This is a genomic window from Polaromonas sp. P1_F6 (assembly GCF_056405695.1).
In genome coordinates, this window is record NZ_JBFUBQ010000001.1 from 498948 (window position 1) to 516204 (window position 17257).

Genomic DNA, 17257 nt, shown 5'->3' on the forward strand with positions numbered 1-17257 from the left:
GCTTTTTGGCAGTGCATGGGGTGAAAAGGCCCCCACAAAGCGGCCGAATCAGGACTGGTTCAGCAGCGCCACCTTGTCAGGCGTCTTGCCTTCAGCGTCGGGTGTGGCCGGCAGGGAGGCCGGTACCGGGCGCGACGTGCCACCGGGTGTGGTGAAGAAAGGCGAGGGCGCACCGCGCTTGGAGGCAGACGCCACCACGGCCAGCAGGCGGGCATGTTCGCCCATCACCTTGCCGGCGTACCCGCCGTCGTCGTCCATGTTGGCTGCGCCCACATAGTATTTGAGGCCGCCCTCGACAGAGCCGGCGCGGGCGATGCATTCCTGCAGCACCTTGACGCCTACGCGCAGGTTGGTCACCGGGTCAAACGCCGCCAGCTTGCCGCCGAAGTTGTCGTACTTGTCGTGGTGCACCTTGGTCATGACCTGCATCAGGCCCTGGGCGCCGACCGGGCTTTGCGCAAACGGGTTGAAACCGGACTCGATCGCCATGATGGCCAGGATCAGGGTGGGGTCGAGCTTGGCTTTCTGGCCGATCTCGAAGGCCTCGGCCACCAGCACGCTCAGCGGCTCGGGCGCGACGCCGTACTTCTTGCTCAGCCAATAGGCCACTGCCGCCTGTTGGGCGGGCAGGTCTTTCGGGTTGGACGCCGTGGCGCGCTCAATGGCGGCCGGCTCGGTAAAACCGATGGCAGCCTCCTGGCGCTGCTGCAGCCAGGTCATGAGCTTGAATTCACCGGCCTGACGCAAGTCGGGCCGGGCTGTCAGGGTGATCACCGCAAACACGACCGCCAGGCCCAGAAGGGCGAAGCTGTTGTGGGTAATCTCGAAAAAGCCTTGGGAGATGTCATCAACAATGTTTGAAACACTGCTTCGCACATTCTTGATGTGTGCGTTGACATTCAGGTTAAGGCCGAATTGTCCTAGCGCTGTCATAGCACTCCTTTCTACGCTTGCAGGCCCTTTGGGGGCCAGGCAGGCTTTGATTGGGTCGCCATCAAACCAAGGCAAGCCTTGTGGGTGTTGACCCTTGTTTGACGTTGCCGGCTTCTTTGAGGAATAGGGCAGCGGGTTCGGGTTGTCCCTAGGATTCGTGGGACTGGCGGGATTCTATGGGGTTGGTTAATAACCTGTCAATAATAACAAATCAATTCTTTATATCAAAAAGTCAAATAAAAACCTTGATTTCCGGCAAAACCGGCCTGAATCAAGGTGTTTACGGGCTTTATTTGAGATGGAGCTCTAAGTTAAGTTTTGCCTCTAAAAAGCGCGATCAGCCTTTCGCGGCTGCGGTTGTAGGCCGTTTTCCATGTTGCATGTAGTCGCCGGATCGGCGCCTGCGGCCGGCCTGGGTTGCCTGGGAGCACACAAAAAGGCATCGGCAATCACATCCTGCGCTGTGATTGAAAAGATGGTCTTGCTTGCGGGACGGCAGGGGTTTAACCTGCAATTGCGTGTTCACTCACGCATCAACCGGGTAACCAACCCCGGAAAATCTGGAAGCAATCACTTGCTTTCATCGCACTGGAGACGATAACTCTCTTCTTTGCGGAACCCCGACGGCATGAGCATAAACGCCCGCCGTCAACCCCGGTCGGTCTAACTGCCCGGGGTTTTTTCTTTTGAGGCGCCGCTTTTCACAGGCTTCAATGCCCTTCGATTGACCGTCTTTTTCAAATAAATCATTGACCTGGCGGCCCCGGCGCTAAAAACTCGACGGCTATGGCAATCAAAGATTTGAAGAAAAAATGGCAGGAATTCAACTGGCGCGAGACCAATTGGCGGGAAATCGGCAAAACCCTGCCGGCACGGGCGGCCGCCGTGGGCCGGTCGCCGCTCTGGCAGCGTCGCGCGGCCTGGGCGGTGGGCAGCTTGGTGGTGTTGTGGGTGGTGGCCTATGCGGCCGTGCCGCCCATCCTCAAATCGCAACTGGAGAAGATCGCCTCTGAAAAGCTGGGCCGCCAGGTCACCGTGGGCGAGGTCGACTTCAAGCCCTGGTCGCTCGAACTGACTCTTCGCGACCTGGCCGTCGCCCGTGCCGGCCCTGTGGGTGGCGCTTCGGCAGCTTCTCCCCAGGCAACGCCCCAGTTTTCCGTCAAGCGCCTATATATAGATGCAGAGCTGGAGTCCCTGCTTCGCCTCGCCCCAGTGGCCGACGCTGTTCAGGTGGACGAACCCATCGCGTTTCTTACCCATCAAGGTGAGGGCCGTTACGACATCGACGACATCCTGGAGCGCTTCAAAACACCCGCAGATGCCCCTGCCGGCGACCCGCCGAAGTTCGCGGTCTACAACATCGTCGTCAGCGGCGGGCGCATGGACTTCACCGACCAGTCCGTCGGCAAGACCCATGAACTGCGGGAGCTGGGCCTGTCGGTGCCTTTCCTGAGCAACCTCAAATCCCAGCGAGAGGTCAAAACCTCGCCGCACCTGGCCTTCAAGCTCAATGGCAGCAGCTTTGACACCGCAGCCGAAGGCACGCCCTTTGCCCAGACCCACAAAACCGACGCCACCTTCACGCTGCGCGGTTTTGACCTGAACCCTTACCTGGCGTACTGGCCGGCGAGCCTGCCCGTCAGGCTGCAAAGCGCGGTGCTGCATGCCGACGCCAAAGTCGCGTTTGAGCAGACACCCGCCACGGTGGTGCGGATTTCCGGAACCGTGACGGCGGAAAAGGTTCGTGTGCTGGCTGCGCAAACGGTCGGGCAGTCGCCGGCTGTGGCGCCGGCGCGGGCTGCAAAACCCGGTGCATCCGGCAAGCGCGCTGCAGGCGGCGAAGCCCAGCCACCGGCCCGCGCCGACTTGCTGGCCTTTGAGCGCCTGCAGATCACGATGGACGACGTGCGCCCGCTGGAGCAGTTCGTCAAACTGTCTGCGGTGGAGCTCACGGCCCCCACGTTGTCCCTCGCCCGGGACCGGGCAGGGCGGCTGAATCTGCTGTCGCCTGCGCCGGATGCTATTAAAAAAGGAGCTGGTGGCGCACAGCCAGAAAGGGCTACAGGCCAAAACTCTTCCGATATTCAAGCCCAGGCACCTGCCGGTGCGGCTTCGGCTGGCGCCCCGGCGTCTGCACCTTCAACTAAAACCACGCCTTCGTCCGCCCCCTGGAAAGTGCAGATCGCCCGCGTGGCGGTGCGTGCCGGCCGTGTGAACTGGCTGGACGAATCACTGGCCTCACCCGCTGACATCCGCTTGGCTGGGCTGACGCTCGATGCCTCCGGCATCGCCATGCCTTTTGCGGCTAACGCGCCCCTGCGGTTCAATGGTTCGCTGGGACTGGAGCCAGCAGCCATAGCGCCGGCACCCGCGCCGGCAAAAACCGGCGCCAAACAACCGGCCAAAACATCGGCCTCATCTGCGGCATCCACTGCGCAAGCGATTGCAACACCGGCGCTGCTCACCTTTAGCGGCACAGCCACTGACCAGGCCGCCCAGGCTACGGCCACCGTGGCCGCCTGGCCCCTGGGCATGGCCGCCAAATACGTCGGCCAGTTCCTGCTGCCGGCGCTGAACGGGCAACTGGACGCCCAGCTCGGCGTGAACTGGCAGGCGCCCAGCGGTGACAAGCCGCAGCAGTTGCAGGTCACCGCCCCGCAACTGGCTGTCAGCGACATCCTGCTGGCGCAGGGCAAGGTGTCGCTGGTGTCCGTCAAGCGTGTCGAACTCGCGCAGGTTGACATCGACGTGACAGGCCAGTCCTTCAAGGCCGCCAAAATGCAGCTGGACCAGCCCAAAGCCAAAGTCGACCGCGACACCGACAAGCGCTGGATGTACCAGCGCTGGATGGCGAGCCCGGGCACCGCAACGCCGGCGCCGCCCCCTACCGACGCGGCAACACGCGCGGCGGCGCCTTCATGGGCCGTGGCCATTGCCGATGTGCAGCTGGACGGCGGCGCCATGTCGTTTTCCGACCAGTCGGGTAGCAAGCCGGTGGCGTTTGAAGTGACCGCCGCCAAAGCCCAGCTGGGCGGACTGGTGCTGGACGACAGGCCGGACGCCAAAGCGCAAGCCGCCAAACCCATGCCGCTGACCGCCTCCCTGCGCCTGGCCACCGGCCGGTTTGAACCCGGCAAGGTCGACTTCAACGGCAATCTCGGCTTGAGTCCGGTGCAGGCGCAGGGCCGGCTGGTGGTCGACAGGCTGCCGGTGCAGGCCTTCGAGCCCTACCTTGCCGATGTGCTCAACATCGAACTGCTGCGCGCAGATGCCAGCTTCAAGGGGCGTGTGGCTTACCGGCAGACACCGGCCGGCCCGCAGGCGCAGGTGGCCGGTGATGTGTCGCTGGAGGAATTCAGGGCCAACACGCTGGCGCCCAGCGAAGACCTGCTGGCGTGGAAGGCCCTGAACCTGCGCGGCCTGAATGTGGCGCTGGACCCGGCCAAAGCCACCCGGGTGGACGTGCGGGAAACCGTGCTCACCGACTTCTTTGCACGCGTGATCATCCTGCCCGATGGCCGCATCAATTTGCAGAACCTGGTGAAGCCCGGCAAAGACGCCGTGGCCGCCAGTGCGGAAGGCGGAACGGCCACCCTGGCCCTTTCGCCATCATCGGCGTCATCTTCACCGCAAGCTTCATCTGCTACTGAAACGATAGCTGCTGGCGCACAGCCATTGCCGTCTGGCGGCCAAAAAGGCTCAAAATTCGTGTCAACAGCGCCGGTCAGCCCGACGGCCTCCGCCGCGGCGGCTGGCGGCTCACCACCGCCCATCGTTAACTTCGGACCGATCAGCCTGATCAACGGCAAGGTGTTGTTCTCCGACCGTTTCGTCAAGCCCAACTACTCGGCCGACCTGAGCGACCTGACCGGCAAGCTCAGTGCTTTTTCATCGGTGGCGCCCACCGTGCCGGGTACCACGGCCACCGTGCCCAACATGGCCGACCTCGAGCTGCGCGGGCGCGCCGAAGGCACGGCTTCGCTGGAAATCCTGGGCAAGCTCAACCCGCTGGCCAAGCCGCTGGCGCTCGACATCAAGGGCAAGGTGCGCGACCTTGAGCTGCCGCCGCTGTCGCCGTACTCGGTCAAGTACTCGGGTTACGGCATCAACCGCGGCAAGCTCAGCGTGGACGTGGGCTATGTGGTGCAACCCGACGGGCGGCTTACCGCTACCAACAAGGTCATCCTGAACCAGCTCAGCTTTGGCGACAAGGTGGAGGGCTCCACGGCCAGCCTGCCGGTCAAGCTGGCGGTGGCGCTGCTGGCCGACCGCAACGGCGTGATCGACATCGACCTGCCCATCAGCGGTTCGCTCAATGACCCGCAGTTCAGCCTCGGGCCCATCATCGTCAAGGTCATCCTCAACGTGATCGTGAAAGCCATCACCGCGCCTTTCAGCCTGCTGGCGAATGCGCTGGGCGGCGGCGGGGAAGAACTCAGCACCGTGGGCTTTGCCACCGGCAGCGCCGAGCTGGGCCCGGAGGCTAAAGCCGGCCTCGACAAGGTGGCCAAGGCGCTGGTTGACCGGCCATCGCTGCGGCTCACCGTGGTGGGCACCAGCAGTGTCGACGCCGAGCGCGATGGTTTCAAACGCGAGCGGCTCGACGCCCTGGTGCGCGCCGAAAAGCGCCGCGCCACGGCCAAAGAGGGCGGCACCGCGACGGCGGCAGTCAGCATCAGCCCGGCCGAATATCCGGCCTTGCTCAAGGAAGTCTATAAACGCGCCGACATGCCCAAGCCGCGCAACCTGGTCGGCCTGGCCAAAGACCTGCCCGTGCCCGAGATGGAAAAGCTGCTGCTGGCCGACATTAAAGTAAATGACGACGCCATGCGCGAGCTCGCCGTGCAGCGCGGCGTGGCGGTGAAAGACTACCTGGCTTCGCGCGATTTACCGCCTGAAAGGCTCTTTCTGGGGGCCGCCAAAGCCGTGCCGCCGGAGGCCAAATGGACACCGCGCGCGGAGCTGAATTTGGCGATGCCTTAGAGCCTGTTCATGATCTATTTGAGGCCACGTTGGGGTGCAATCGGGATGAGTTGGTGGCCCGGATCCCGCCGCATGGGCTACTGCCCATGCAAGGGAACGGGGCGCCAAATCGCCCGATTTCACCCCAACCCGAAGGGCAGGCATTTTTTCGGGCGGTCTGCGGCGTTGCGCTGCTCGCCAATAGCGGGGCTATTGGCAGCGCACCGCGCCTTGCATCCCATCCCGAAAAAATGCCTGCGTGGCCCCAAATAGATCATGAACAGGCTCTTAAAACAGCGAAAATAGCGTCAGTGCTTTATTGATAAAGCTTTTATGGGGCCTTTGGGCCTGGGCGCGCAACACGGGTTGCGGCGCCGGCCCCCCATCCAATCCAACACCCGCTGCCGCCCGCAAAGTCCTCCATTCCCCGGGGAGCCTTGCGGCTGGTGGCACTTATTTTTTGACCTTGCGTTCCCATGTTTAAATCTTCCAAACCTGAAACCCCCGCCGTGAAAACGCCCACCACCAAGCAGGCTGAAGCCCATCCGCTGGACGGCCTGACCGGCGGCGCATTCTCTGCGCCCACATCCGGTGAACGCACGGCGCGCATCCGCACCTGGCTGGCGACTGAGCCGTCGGCAGAGCAGATGGCCGAGGTCTACAAGGACCTGGCCAACCGCGACAAGGGCGCCGCCAAGCCGCTGAAAGAAAAGCTCGACGAGCTCAAGCGCAGCAAGGGCCAGGAGGCCGTGGCCGCCGAGTGGGCCGAAAAAGCCCAGGCGCTGCTGGCCGTGCCCAAGCTCAACCTGGCCGACGCCCTGGCCTGGCAGCGCGACGCCGCCAAGGCCGGCGCGCCGCTGTCCAAAGAGCCGCTGGCCGGTTTGAAAGTGCAGCTGGCCGACCGTGTCAAGACCATTGAAGACCTGCAGCACCGCACCCAGGTGCAGCGCGAAGCCGCCGTGCTGCTGGCCCAGCGCACCGAAGTGCTGTCGCTCAAGCCCTGGCGTGATGCCGAAGCGGCTCTCGAATCCCTGCGCGGTGACGTCACGCACTGGCAGTCGCAGGCCGATGACATCACGCACGACGCCAATTGGGCCAGTGTGGACGCCAAGTTCCCTCCGCTGCTCGACGCATCTCGCGCGCAGTTGCTGGCCGTGTGGGAGGCCTTTCAAGGTGCGCTCGCGCAGGCCCAGAAGGCTGCTGAAGATACGGCGGCGCCGCTGCCCGCAGTGCCGGTGTGGGCCGACGAGCTGCGCGCCGCGCGTGGCCTGCCCCCTGCAGCGGGTGAGCAGCCTGCACGTGCGCCCAAGGCCAAGATCGACCCGGCCGTGCTCAAAGACATGCGCGAAAAATCGTCGGCCATCGTGCAGGAAGCGCTGGCACGGCTTGAGCACGAAGTCACCGAAGGCCATGGCAAGTCCACCCCCAAGGTAGCGGCCGACCTGCGCCATGCGCTCAAGGAACATATCCGCAACATCGACAGCAAGCTCGAAGCCGCCGCGCACGCCGCATTGACGGCTGCCGGCGAACTCGAAGGCTGGCAGCGCTGGCGCGCCGACCAGATCCGCGAAGAGTTGGTCGTGAAAGCCGAGGCCCTGGTGGCCAAGCCGCTGGGCGGACGCAAGCAACAGGAAGCCCTGCGCGCCATGCGCGAGCAGTGGAAGACCAGCGACCAGGGCGGCACGCCCAACCACGCGCTGTGGAAGCGTTTTGACGATGCCTGCAACGAAGCGCACAAGGTTGTTGAGGCCTGGCTGGAGAAGGTCAAAGAACAAAGCGAAACCGTCAAGGCCGAGCGCAAGCTGCTGATCGACGAAGTGCTGGCTTGGGCCGAAGCCAACAAGGGCAACACCGACTGGAAGCACCACATCCGCAGCCTCAATGGCTTTGTCGAAAAATGGCGTGAAGCCGGTCATCTGGGTGAAAAGGCGTTTGCCGAAATCCAGCCGCAATGGAAAGCCGCGATGGACGCCGCAGACGCTCCGCTGACCGCTGCGCGCCACGACAGCATTGCACGCCGCAAGGCCATGATTGAAGAAGCCAATGTGCTGGGCGCCGAGCCGATGTTGCGCATCGACGCCGTCAAGTCGCTGCAACAGCGTTGGCAGCATGAAGCGCAGGCCGTGCCGGTCGAGCGCAAACAAGAGCAAAAGATGTGGGACGCCTTCCGCAAACCCATCGACGATGCCTTCCAGCGCAAGACTGCCGAACGCGAAAAAGCCGCTGCGGCGCTGGGCGAATACGACCGCATGGTGCTGGACGCATCCAAGGCCGTTGAAGCCGCCACCGCCAGCGGTGATGTGCAGAAGATCCACGCGGCTGCCAAGGCACTGGAAGCCATCGTGCGCGGACAGGTGCCTGTGCCCGCACCGGCTGCGGTACCTGCTGCTGCCCCGGCGGCGCCGTCGGTCGAAGCCGCATTGGCTGATGCGAACGCTGTCCCGGTTTTGAAAGAAAATGAGGCTGTAGCGCCCGTGGAACCTGCGCAAGCAGCTACAGAAAACGTAGCAGATGCACCTGCTGCCACGGAAGCCGCCAGCGAAGCGGCGGCCACCGAATTTGCCGAATCCAGCGAGCCGGCGAGTGCGCCTGCCGAACCGGCACCCGCGCCCAAGCCCGCACCCAAACCCGTGGTGGCACGGCGCGGGGACGACCGCCCGGGCATGAAGAAACCTGAGCCCGCAGCGGCCGGACGCGGCGGCAAGTTTGGCGACCGCAAGGATTCGCGCCCGGGCAGCAAGCCCGGCGGCCCGCGCCAGAGCACCGACAACAAGTTTGAGCCTTACCGGGAAGGCCGCGATGACCGCGGCCCGCGCGGCGCTGACCGTGGCGACCGCAATGCACGCCCTGCATTCGAAGAGCGCGGCCCACGCCTGGGCGATGCGGCCTTCCGCGCCCAGCGCGAAGCCTTTGAAGCCGCCAACCAGGCGCTCAAGAAACTCGCGATGCAGGCGCATGGCGAAGTGCTGACGCACTTGCTCACCGCCTGGGAAAAGCGCGACCCCGCACAACTGCCGAGCGCGCAGGACCTGGGCAAAGCCGTGGCACCGGCCGTGCGCAACCGCTGGGTGCAGGCTGTCAGCACGCCTTCCGGCAAGGACGCTTCCGAAGCGCTGCTGCGCCTTGAAATTGCCGCCGAACTGCCGACACCGGCCGAGCACATCAGTGCGCGCCGTATGCTGCAGCTGCAGCTGCTGACCAAGCGCAATGCCCCCGCGCCGGCTGAAACCTGGGGTGAAGACACCGCCCAGGTGCTGGCTGCTGACTTTGACGCCGGCAACGCCAGGCGTGTGCAGAACGTGCTGAAGGCATTGCTCAAGCGATGAGCGAGGTTGGCGCTGCTGTGGCCTTGCCCCAGGAGCGGCAACAGACGCTGGGTGAGGAAATCGCCAACAGCGTGAGCCACGGTCTCGCGCTGCTCGCTGCGCTGGTGTCGGCGCCTTTCCTGGTCATCGCCAGCGCGCGCGACGGTGACGCGCTCGATGTGGCGGCAGTCTGCGTTTTTGCCGCCACCATGGTGGTGCTGTATTTCACCTCGATGCTGTACCACGCCTTGCCTGCCATCCGGGCGATGCGTGCCAAGCGGGTGTTCCAGGTGTTGGACCACGGCGCCATTTACCTGCTGATTGCCGGCACCTACACGCCCTTCACGCTGGGCGTGCTGCGCGGGCCCTGGGGCTGGACGCTGTTCGGCCTGGTCTGGGCCATGGCGCTGGCCGGCGTGGCCGTCAAAGCCTTCGCGGGCGTGCGCTGGCCACGGCTGTCCACCATCCTCTATCTCGCCATGGGATGGATCGCCGTGATCGCCATCAAGCCGATGCTGGAGCTGATTCCAGGCTGGGGGCTTTTCTGGCTGGTGGCCGGCGGGCTTTTTTACACGCTCGGTGTCGGCTTCTTTGCCACCGATTCACGGTTGCGCTACGGCCACTTTGTGTGGCACCTGTTTGTCGCGGCCGGTACGGTGTGCCATTTTGTGGCGGTGCTGTATTACGCCGGTTGAAATTCCCGGCCTGCAGCTGCTATTAAAAATATAGCTGCTTGCGCTTACCTCTATTGGTTTAGAGGCCGATTTTCATATAAACCGCGAGCGCAATGCGGCTCTTGCGCTCAGGAAGCCGCTTCAATCAGGTGGGCAATCCCGTCAAAGCCCAGCCGCCGTGCGTGCTGCAGGGCGTTGAGTCCTTCCTGATCCACCAGCGCCGGGTTGGCCCCGGCTGCCAGGAGGCGTTGAACCACGGCGGTATGGCCCTGCATGACAGCCAGGATCAGCGGTGTGCGGCCTGCTGTATCGGCTGCATTGACGGGTGCGCCTTGCTGGAGCAGGCGTTCCAGCAGCGCCAGGCGTCCTGCGCGTGCTGCCTCCTGCAAGGCACCTGCCAGGCGGTTGGGCCCGGCACCTGCTTCTGCACGCGGCGCGCGGTATTGCAGGGTGCTTTCCTGCTTTTGTAGAGGCGCTACGGCGCGTGCTGCAGGCGCGGCGGGCGCTGCTGCGGCAGGCGCCGCAGGTGCGGGGCGTACAGCCGGCGCTGCTGCGGCCATATCAGCCTGCGCTGGTGGCGCCGACAGCGATCCGGCCGCGGCGCCGGCCATGCGTGGCACGATCGAGGGCTGCGTGTTTTCCTGGACGGCGGCGGCAGGCGCGGGCGCGGCAACGGGCGCTGGTGCGGGAGGCGGCGCGGCTGGAGGGGCTGCGGCAGCCAGTGCTGGCGCGGCTTCAGCTTCTCTTTGCCGGACAACAGGTTCAGTCACCGGGGGCGAGGCCACTGCTTTGTCCTGCGCCGCAGGAGCCGGTGATTTCGAAACCGGCTTTGCAATGTCGGCAGATCGTTTTTTGGCGTCGGCCTCGGTGGCGGGTGGTTGCGGTGCCACCAGAGCGGGAACTGGAGCCTTCGATGGCGAAGCTGCCGGCGGTGAAGCTGGCGACGATGACGATGACGATGAAGGTGTTGTGGCGCTGGGCTGGCCAAACGCCAGTTCTTTTTCCTCGTCGGTGCCGCGGTCAAATTGCAGCACCAGCAACCCGGTCAGGCCAGCCAGCGCAAAGCCCGCCAGCGCGGAGATTTTCCAGCGCGACTGGTTGGCTGCCGGGCGTTGCGCTGCATCGATGGTGGCCCCGGCTTGTGGTGCGCCTGCCTGCTTGCCGGCTTCGATCACCATCTGCGCGTGGGCGCGCACGGCGTCGCGCACATGCGCGCCGGGGCGGCGTGTGTCGTCTGCGCTGGCCTCACGGTAGCGCTGCAACAGCTCGTCGCTGTGCGGGCTGTGATCAGGCTCTGTCATGCAAACTCCTGTAGCTGCTGGCGCAGGCTGTTCCGGGCATAGCGCAGGCGGCTCTTGGCGGTTTCAAAGCTGACGCCGGTCGCGGTGGCGATGTCTTCTACGCTCATGCCGGCTTCGGCTTGCAGCAGGAAGGCTTCGCGCTGCTCCAGCGGTAGCCGTTCCACCGCGGCGATCAGGGCCTCGGCCTGCTCGCTGGACTCCAAACGGCGCACCGGGCCGAAGCCCGAGTCGGCTGCCAGCGTATCGCCAAGGCCCAGGCCTTCTTCATCGTCGCCGCGTCCATCGATGCTGACGTGCTGCTTTGCCGTGCGGAAGTAATCAACCATCCGGTTGTGTGCCATGGTGAACAGCCACGTTTTGAACTTCGCTGTCACCGTATAGGTGGCGGCACTGCGGGCCACGGCAAACCAGACATCCTGCAGCAGGTCGTCGGCCACCGCCTGCACCCGCACACTGCGAAACACATAGCGCCACACGCCCAGTTCATGCCGCGCATACAGCGCATCAAAAGCCGCCATGTCCCCGGCCGCATAACGCAGCATCAGCGATTCGTCGCTGTCTTCGGCTGCATCGTTGGTCGGCGTGGCGCTGGGCATGTACCAGATTATCACGGCGCAACGCGCGATCTTTCTCACGACAACAGACCACCGCGCAGGGGCTCTCCAGACCAGCAGGGGCCGCGGAACCGGCTTTGCCGGGCCGCAGGCGCAGCGCCCCCTCGGGGGGCAGAGAGTTACACGAAGTGAACGAACGTGGGGGCTCAATACCGTGGAGGGTCAGGCACATAAGACGGGTTTCCTGACTGCGGGAACGGATCAGGGATGGGGTTGCGCGCGACGGGTTCGCGGATCACACCGCTGGCGATGAGGTTCTCGCGGCTGTCGTAGCGGATGCGGATGACCTCGTTGGGCTGTGTTTGCAGGCGCGCGAAGGTGGTCTGCGATACCAGTGAGTTTTCCCGTGCGCCGTGGCCCGTGCCCAGTTTGGGGGCTGGCAGGGGGGCGGAAGGCAGCCTTCTGACCCGGCCTTCGGACAAGGCAGAAGCTTCCGCGCTGCCGCTGGCGCGGTCGGCCAGCGCGGATTTTCCGGCGGTGGATGATTCCGCCAAAGGTACCGGTGGAGCTGATGAAGGCGAGGGGGCGTTTCGCAGGCCCAGTGATGCGTCGGCCTCGCGCTCGTTGCGGCCGGAATAGGCGGGCGCCTGGGCGACCGGCTCGGGAGCTTGCTCCCTGAAGAGCGCCACACCGATCACGCCGACGTTGCCGGGCCTGCCGGTGCGGCCGGCGTAAGAATCCCCAAGCGCAGAAAATTCAAATGCCGCGACCTCGCTGCTGCTTTTGCGCCAGCCGGTGACCTGGTACTGCTGCCAGGGCGAAAACACATAACCGGTCTGGTCCCAGGCGGCGGTTTCGCCGCTCAGCACGTTCACGCCGTCGACGGCGGTCACGGCCAGCACCCGTTCACCGAGCTTGTTGCGCACGGCGATGGCGTATTTGGCGCCGTATTGGCCGGCCACCCAGTATTCGCCGCGGTGGTGGTACAGCGGCAGCGTGGCGCCGGTGTTGCGGTCAATCACGGTCACATCGGCCAGCCGGCCGACGGCCTGCGCGGGCAGGGCGGCCATGGTGAGGATGGCCAGCAGGATCGAAGAGGCAAGAAGGGGGGTTTTCACGTGAGCTCCAGAAAGTGGTGGAGCCCATTGAAACGAAGGGGCGAGGGAAATGGGGTTAAGCCGGCCTGAAAAGGGCCAGACCGGGTCGGCCGGTTGCTATGTATTTGATAGCTGCTTGCGCCCGTTCAGATTGGGTTAAGGGGCGATTTGTCTCTCCGAAATTGTCAGCGTGGCGCCCGAAAGCCGCCGGGCGCTTATTTCGGCATAAAAAACTTGTCGAACAGCACCGTCAGGGGCGCGAAGTCCTGCGTGAACCGTGTGCGGTTCACAAAGTAGGCTTCGCAGGCCACGGCAAAAAATTCGGCCGGTGACCTGGCGCCATAGCTGTCCAGCCATGGCGGCTCGGCGCCGAAACGTGTGGCCATGGCGACTTTTTCGCAGAACCCGTCGTAAGCCGGCTGCATGACCGCATGCCACGAGGTGAGGGCACTGCGCGTGGGCAAGGGCGGGCAGCCGTCGGCGGCGCCATCGCGCATGTCGATCTTGTGGATGAATTCGTGAATTACCACGTTGTGGCCGTGCTCGGCCGAGTCGCCCGCGCCCGCCACGTCCTGCCAGCTCAGTGTGACGGGGCCGCCCTGCATGGCTTCGCCCAGCAGCTCTTCGCTGTAGTGGTGCACCACGCCGGCCTGGTCGGTGACCTGGCGGCGCGCCAGCATGGCGCCGGGGTGAACCACGATGCCCTTGAAGTCGTCGTACCAGCGCAGGCCCAGGTGCAACACCGGCAGGCAGGCTTGTGCGGCAATCGCGACCGCCATTTCATCGGTGACCTTCAGGCCGTGTGCGCCGGTGAATTCCTTTTGCTTCAGGAATTTGTCGGTCAGTGCGTTCAGCTCTTGCAGCTCGGTGACCGGCCGCCGGGCCAGAAAAGGGAACTGCAGCAGGGTGTCCATCCACAGGGTTTCCGGGATGGTTTTGGCAGGGGCTTTGGAGCCGCCAAGTGTTCGTAACCAGTTCAGCATGGGATGAAGGTTGTGGTTAAGCGAAATGAAACAAGGGTCAGCACAGCGCAATCCTTTGCAGCCCGCCTGCGGACAGGCGCAGCACTTCCGCGCGCGGCGCCGGGGCGCCCAGGTCCCAGTCGCTGAGCACCACGCGCGACAGGCCGCCACCCAGGTCATGCACGGCAGGCTTGTGCGTGTGGCCGTGAATCAGCGTGCGGGAATTGGCCGCCTGCAGCCACTGGCGCGCAGCCCGGGTGTCGACGTCGGCATATTGTGCGCCGGACTTCTTGCGCGCTTCGCTTTGCTCGCGCAGCCCGCGCGCAATCGCCTGGCGTTCGGCCAGCGGCCTGGCCAGGAAGGCGCGCTGCCATTCGGGGCTGCGGACCTGGCTGCGAAACTGCATGTAGTCGACATCGTCCAGGCACAAGGCGTCACCATGCGACAGCAGCCAGCGCCGCCCGGTGCCGGCGGGAAAAACCAGCACGGTCGGGTCTGCCAGCAAGGTGGCGTTGCACAGGTCCATCAGGGCCTGGCCCACCAGGAAGTCACGGTTGCCGTGCATGAAAAACAGGGCCAGCCGGCCTGCAGCATTGCCCATGGCCTGCACGCAGCGCGCGTCAAAGCCGGCGGCAGGGTCCAGCAGGTCGCCTTCCACGGCGTCATCGCCGACCCAGACTTCAAAGAGGTCGCCCAGGATGAAGACCGCATCGGCCGGCGTGGTTTCAAGATAGTGCTGCCAGGCCGCAAAAGTAGCCGGCTCCGAGGCCTGCAAATGCAGGTCGGAAATGAAATCGACCGTGCGCCACACGGGCGGAGCCGGCAGCTCCGCCATGGGGGGCACGGCCTGGGGGGTGTTCACCGGCTGGATTTCGGCAAGCGCGGCCCGAAAGGGCACTCAGGCCACTGCAACGGCTTTTTGGATGATCACGTCTTCCATCGGAACGTCGTCGTGGAAGCCCTTGCGGCCGGTCTTGACGGCCTTGATCTTGTCGACGACGTCGGTGCCGGCCACTACCTTGCCGAACACGGCATAACCCCAGCCCGATGCGTTCGGTGCGGTGTGGTTCAGGAAGCCGTTGTCGGCCACGTTGATGAAGAATTGCGAGCTGGCCGAGTGCGGTGCGTTGGTACGCGCCATGGCTACGGTGTAGTTGTTGTTCTTCAGGCCGTTGTTGGCTTCGTTCTCGATTTCGCCGTCGGTTGGCTTTTGTTTCATGCCCGGCTCAAAGCCGCCGCCCTGCACCATGAAGCCCGGGATGACGCGGTGAAACACCGTGTTGGCGTAATGGCCCTTGTTGACGTAGTTCAGGAAGTTGGCAACGGTCTTGGGTGCCTTGGCGGCGTCGAGCTCCAGCGTGATGACGCCGTATTCGGCGATGTGGAGGTCTACTTTGGGATTGCTCATGATGGTGTCCTGTAGGGCTGTGTCAATTAATTGACGAGGGTTGCTGATTTGATGAGAACGGGCGTCTTGGGAACGTCCGTCGGGAAGGGGCCGCCGGCGCCGGTGGGCACGGCCTTGATCTTGTTCACGACGTCCATGCCGCTCACGACCTTGCCGAACACGGTGTAGCCGAAGAGCTGCGGTGCGTTGACGAGCTGGGCGCGTGGGGTGTTTTCATACACGCGGCCCTGGTATTCGAATTTGGGAACCGGGTCGCCGGGGGGGATCACGGTGGGGTTCAGGAAGTCGTTGTCTTTCACATTGATGAAGAATTGCGACGATGCGGAATTTGGGTCGTTGGTGCGCGCCATGGCGAGCGTGCCGACCACGTTTTTGGGGCCGCCCTTGGCGAGCGCCTCACGGCCTTCATGCGGCACCGGCGGGCGGGTTTTCTTCTCGGCGTAGGTGGCGTCGTAGCCGCCGCCCTGCACCATGAAGTTGCTGATCACGCGGTGGAAAATCGTGCCGTCGTAGTGTTTGTCCTTGACGTACTGCAGGAAATTTTCAACGGTCTTGGGCGCCTTGTCGGGATAGACCTCGACCACGAAGTCGCCTTCGCTGGTGACGAACTTGACCTTGGGTGCGCTTTGCGCGAGCGCCGGACCGGCCAGGAGGGCCACGCCCGCCGCCGCTACTGCTGCGAGTGTGGCGCGGCGCAAGGGAGAAAACACCGCGAGCGCGGCAAACGTCCTGTGAACTGCCATCAAATGGTTCCTTCGAAAAAAATCTTCCACTGGTTTCCCTGGCGGATCCAGTACTGGCGTTTGGTGCGGCCGGTTTTGGCGCCCTTGATCAGTTCGCCAAAGGTTACCACCATCGTATCGGTGCTGTCGGTCCAGCGCAGGTAAGAAACGTCCTTGAGCAGGATGTCGCGCCCACCGAGTTGCTTGAGCTCGCTTTGCAGCAGCGGCGTCCATTCGGCCAGCGTCTTGCCGTAGCTTGTGAAGTCGGGTGTGTACCAGGTTGTAAGTTTGGCCATGTCGCCGCTGGACTTGGCATGGTGCCAGCTTTGCAGCGCGGTTTCGAACGACCGGGTGTCGGCCGCCAGTGATTGCGGCGCCACCCATTTGAGGCTGTGGGCAATCACGACGGGCGTGCTGCGCACCTCGACGGTGCGGATGATGCGCTCCAGGTCGGGGTTGGCCAGCACGACGCATCCGTCGGTGGACAGCGGTGCCCGGGAAAACTGCGCCGGTGGTGTCCCGTGCAGCCAGATGCCGCCGCCGGTCTTGCCGCGCTTGACATCGAGCTGGTTGGGGTAGTTGATGGGCAGCGCGCCCGAGCCGTAAAAGTCGCGCAGCGATTTGGGGTTCAGGTTGCTGGTGATGTAGTAGACGCCGACCGGCGTGCGCAGGTCGCCTTCGACGGATTTTTCAATACCGGATTTTCCAACCGAGATGTAATAGTCCGCCACGAGTTTGAGGCCCGCGCTGGTGTTTTCAAACAGGTAAAGGCGTGACCTGGACGCATCGACGGCAATGGCGTGTTTGTTACGCGATGAAAGCACCAGGAATTGCGACGGCACCAGGCCGGGGGCGGGCCTCTCGCGCAGCGCGCGCAGGCGCAGCAGCGACTCCTGCCGCAACTCGGCCAGCAGGGCTGCCGCGGCCTTGGCAGCAGCGTCTGGAACATCGCCGGGCGTGCGCACAGGGCGTGTAAAGCCGGCCAGCAAGTCGCCGTAAACCAGTTGGGCCAGCTGGAAGTTGGGGTGGTCCTTCACGAGGCCTTCGGCCTTGCGCAGGGCTTCGCGTGAATTTGCCTGGCCGATCAGTTTGTAGATTTCAATCAACCGGGCTTCCGCTTCGCCGCCGCGCGCCTCATGCGGGGCGGAGGCTTTTGCCGGGGCGGGCCGCTTGGTTGTGTGCGCGCGGGTTTCGGCCCGCGCAGGCGAAAAGGCCAGCACCAGGGACGGTGCGATGAAGAGAAGCATTGCGGCCGCTTTTTTCATGCGGGCTTCCACGAAAGTTTGCCGGCCAACACAGACGGACAGGAACAGGCTGAACAATGCACTTGGGTCAGGCC

At 64.2% G+C, this 17257-nt stretch carries 12 protein-coding genes; 3 read left to right on the forward strand and 9 right to left on the reverse strand.

All coding sequences use genetic code 11. From position 1 onward, the window contains the following. Positions 1 to 48: 48 nt before the first annotated feature. Complete coding sequence (locus tag AC1DY9_RS02375) at positions 49 to 933, reverse strand: lytic transglycosylase domain-containing protein (protein WP_457280255.1); 885 nt, start codon at positions 931 to 933, stop codon at positions 49 to 51. Between the two features lie 786 nt (positions 934 to 1719). On the opposite strand from AC1DY9_RS02375, the gene AC1DY9_RS02380 reads away from it, so the two are divergent. The 3 genes from AC1DY9_RS02380 to trhA all read left to right on the forward strand — a co-directional run bounded on the left by AC1DY9_RS02380 (position 1720) and on the right by trhA (position 9895). After that, the gene (locus tag AC1DY9_RS02380) at positions 1720 to 5916 is read left to right on the forward strand and encodes a DUF748 domain-containing protein (RefSeq protein ID WP_477665718.1); all 4197 of its coding nucleotides are present in this window, start codon (positions 1720 to 1722) and stop codon (positions 5914 to 5916) included. Positions 5917 to 6371: 455 nt separating this feature from the next. Then, positions 6372 to 9221: a DUF349 domain-containing protein gene (locus tag AC1DY9_RS02385; protein WP_477665719.1), complete on the forward strand. Its 2850-nt coding sequence runs from the start codon at positions 6372 to 6374 to the stop codon at positions 9219 to 9221. Beyond that, the gene (trhA, locus tag AC1DY9_RS02390) at positions 9218 to 9895 is read left to right on the forward strand and encodes a PAQR family membrane homeostasis protein TrhA (RefSeq protein WP_477665720.1); all 678 of its coding nucleotides are present in this window, start codon (positions 9218 to 9220) and stop codon (positions 9893 to 9895) included. Before AC1DY9_RS02385 ends, trhA begins: the two co-directional genes overlap by 4 nt. A 107-nt stretch (positions 9896 to 10002) precedes the next feature. Here trhA and AC1DY9_RS02395 read toward each other — a convergent pair whose 3' ends face one another. From AC1DY9_RS02395 to AC1DY9_RS02430, 8 genes are all read right to left on the reverse strand, one after another. Beyond that, positions 10003 to 11175 carry an ankyrin repeat domain-containing protein gene (locus AC1DY9_RS02395; protein ID WP_477665721.1) on the reverse strand — a complete coding sequence of 391 codons (1173 nt, stop codon included), beginning with the start codon at positions 11173 to 11175 and terminating at the stop codon, positions 10003 to 10005. After that, entirely contained in the window at positions 11172 to 11771 is a 600-nt protein-coding gene (locus AC1DY9_RS02400; RefSeq protein WP_477665722.1) for a sigma-70 family RNA polymerase sigma factor, read from the reverse strand. The genes AC1DY9_RS02395 and AC1DY9_RS02400 overlap by 4 nt, the downstream gene beginning before the upstream one ends. A gap of 164 nt (positions 11772 to 11935) precedes the next feature. Beyond that, the gene (locus AC1DY9_RS02405; protein ID WP_477665723.1) at positions 11936 to 12847 is read right to left on the reverse strand and encodes a hypothetical protein; all 912 of its coding nucleotides are present in this window, start codon (positions 12845 to 12847) and stop codon (positions 11936 to 11938) included. 194 nt (positions 12848 to 13041) lie between these two features. Continuing rightward, positions 13042 to 13809 (reverse strand): M90 family metallopeptidase, encoded by a 768-nt coding sequence (locus AC1DY9_RS02410; RefSeq protein ID WP_457280262.1) that lies wholly within the window; start codon positions 13807 to 13809, stop codon positions 13042 to 13044. A gap of 37 nt (positions 13810 to 13846) precedes the next feature. After that, positions 13847 to 14623: a UDP-2,3-diacylglucosamine diphosphatase gene (locus AC1DY9_RS02415; protein ID WP_477666029.1), complete on the reverse strand. Its 777-nt coding sequence runs from the start codon at positions 14621 to 14623 to the stop codon at positions 13847 to 13849. A 63-nt stretch (positions 14624 to 14686) separates the two neighbouring features. Next, on the reverse strand, positions 14687 to 15196 hold the full coding sequence (locus AC1DY9_RS02420; RefSeq protein WP_457280264.1) for a peptidylprolyl isomerase: 510 nt from the start codon (positions 15194 to 15196) through the stop codon (positions 14687 to 14689). 26 nt (positions 15197 to 15222) lie between these two features. Next, positions 15223 to 15939: a peptidylprolyl isomerase gene (locus AC1DY9_RS02425; RefSeq protein WP_477665724.1), complete on the reverse strand. Its 717-nt coding sequence runs from the start codon at positions 15937 to 15939 to the stop codon at positions 15223 to 15225. Continuing rightward, positions 15939 to 17183, reverse strand: a complete 1245-nt coding sequence (locus tag AC1DY9_RS02430; RefSeq protein ID WP_457280266.1) for a L,D-transpeptidase family protein — start codon at positions 17181 to 17183, stop codon at positions 15939 to 15941. The genes AC1DY9_RS02425 and AC1DY9_RS02430 overlap by 1 nt, the downstream gene beginning before the upstream one ends. Positions 17184 to 17257: the final 74 nt, after the last annotated feature.

What these genes read in the sequence shown, in the direction of transcription:
- AC1DY9_RS02375 (WP_457280255.1), bottom strand. Translation starts at nt 933, where the DNA reads ATGACAGCGCTAGGACAATTCGGCCTTAACCTGAATGTCAACGCACAC.
- AC1DY9_RS02380 (WP_477665718.1), top strand. Translation starts at nt 1,720, where the DNA reads ATGGCAATCAAAGATTTGAAGAAAAAATGGCAGGAATTCAACTGGCGC.
- AC1DY9_RS02385 (WP_477665719.1), top strand. Translation starts at nt 6,372, where the DNA reads ATGTTTAAATCTTCCAAACCTGAAACCCCCGCCGTGAAAACGCCCACC.
- trhA (WP_477665720.1), top strand. Translation starts at nt 9,218, where the DNA reads ATGAGCGAGGTTGGCGCTGCTGTGGCCTTGCCCCAGGAGCGGCAACAG.
- AC1DY9_RS02395 (WP_477665721.1), bottom strand. Translation starts at nt 11,175, where the DNA reads ATGACAGAGCCTGATCACAGCCCGCACAGCGACGAGCTGTTGCAGCGC.
- AC1DY9_RS02400 (WP_477665722.1), bottom strand. Translation starts at nt 11,771, where the DNA reads ATGCCCAGCGCCACGCCGACCAACGATGCAGCCGAAGACAGCGACGAA.
- AC1DY9_RS02410 (WP_457280262.1), bottom strand. Translation starts at nt 13,809, where the DNA reads ATGCTGAACTGGTTACGAACACTTGGCGGCTCCAAAGCCCCTGCCAAA.
- AC1DY9_RS02415 (WP_477666029.1), bottom strand. Translation starts at nt 14,623, where the DNA reads ATGGCGGAGCTGCCGGCTCCGCCCGTGTGGCGCACGGTCGATTTCATT.
- AC1DY9_RS02420 (WP_457280264.1), bottom strand. Translation starts at nt 15,196, where the DNA reads ATGAGCAATCCCAAAGTAGACCTCCACATCGCCGAATACGGCGTCATC.
- AC1DY9_RS02425 (WP_477665724.1), bottom strand. Translation starts at nt 15,939, where the DNA reads ATGGCAGTTCACAGGACGTTTGCCGCGCTCGCGGTGTTTTCTCCCTTG.
- AC1DY9_RS02430 (WP_457280266.1), bottom strand. Translation starts at nt 17,183, where the DNA reads ATGAAAAAAGCGGCCGCAATGCTTCTCTTCATCGCACCGTCCCTGGTG.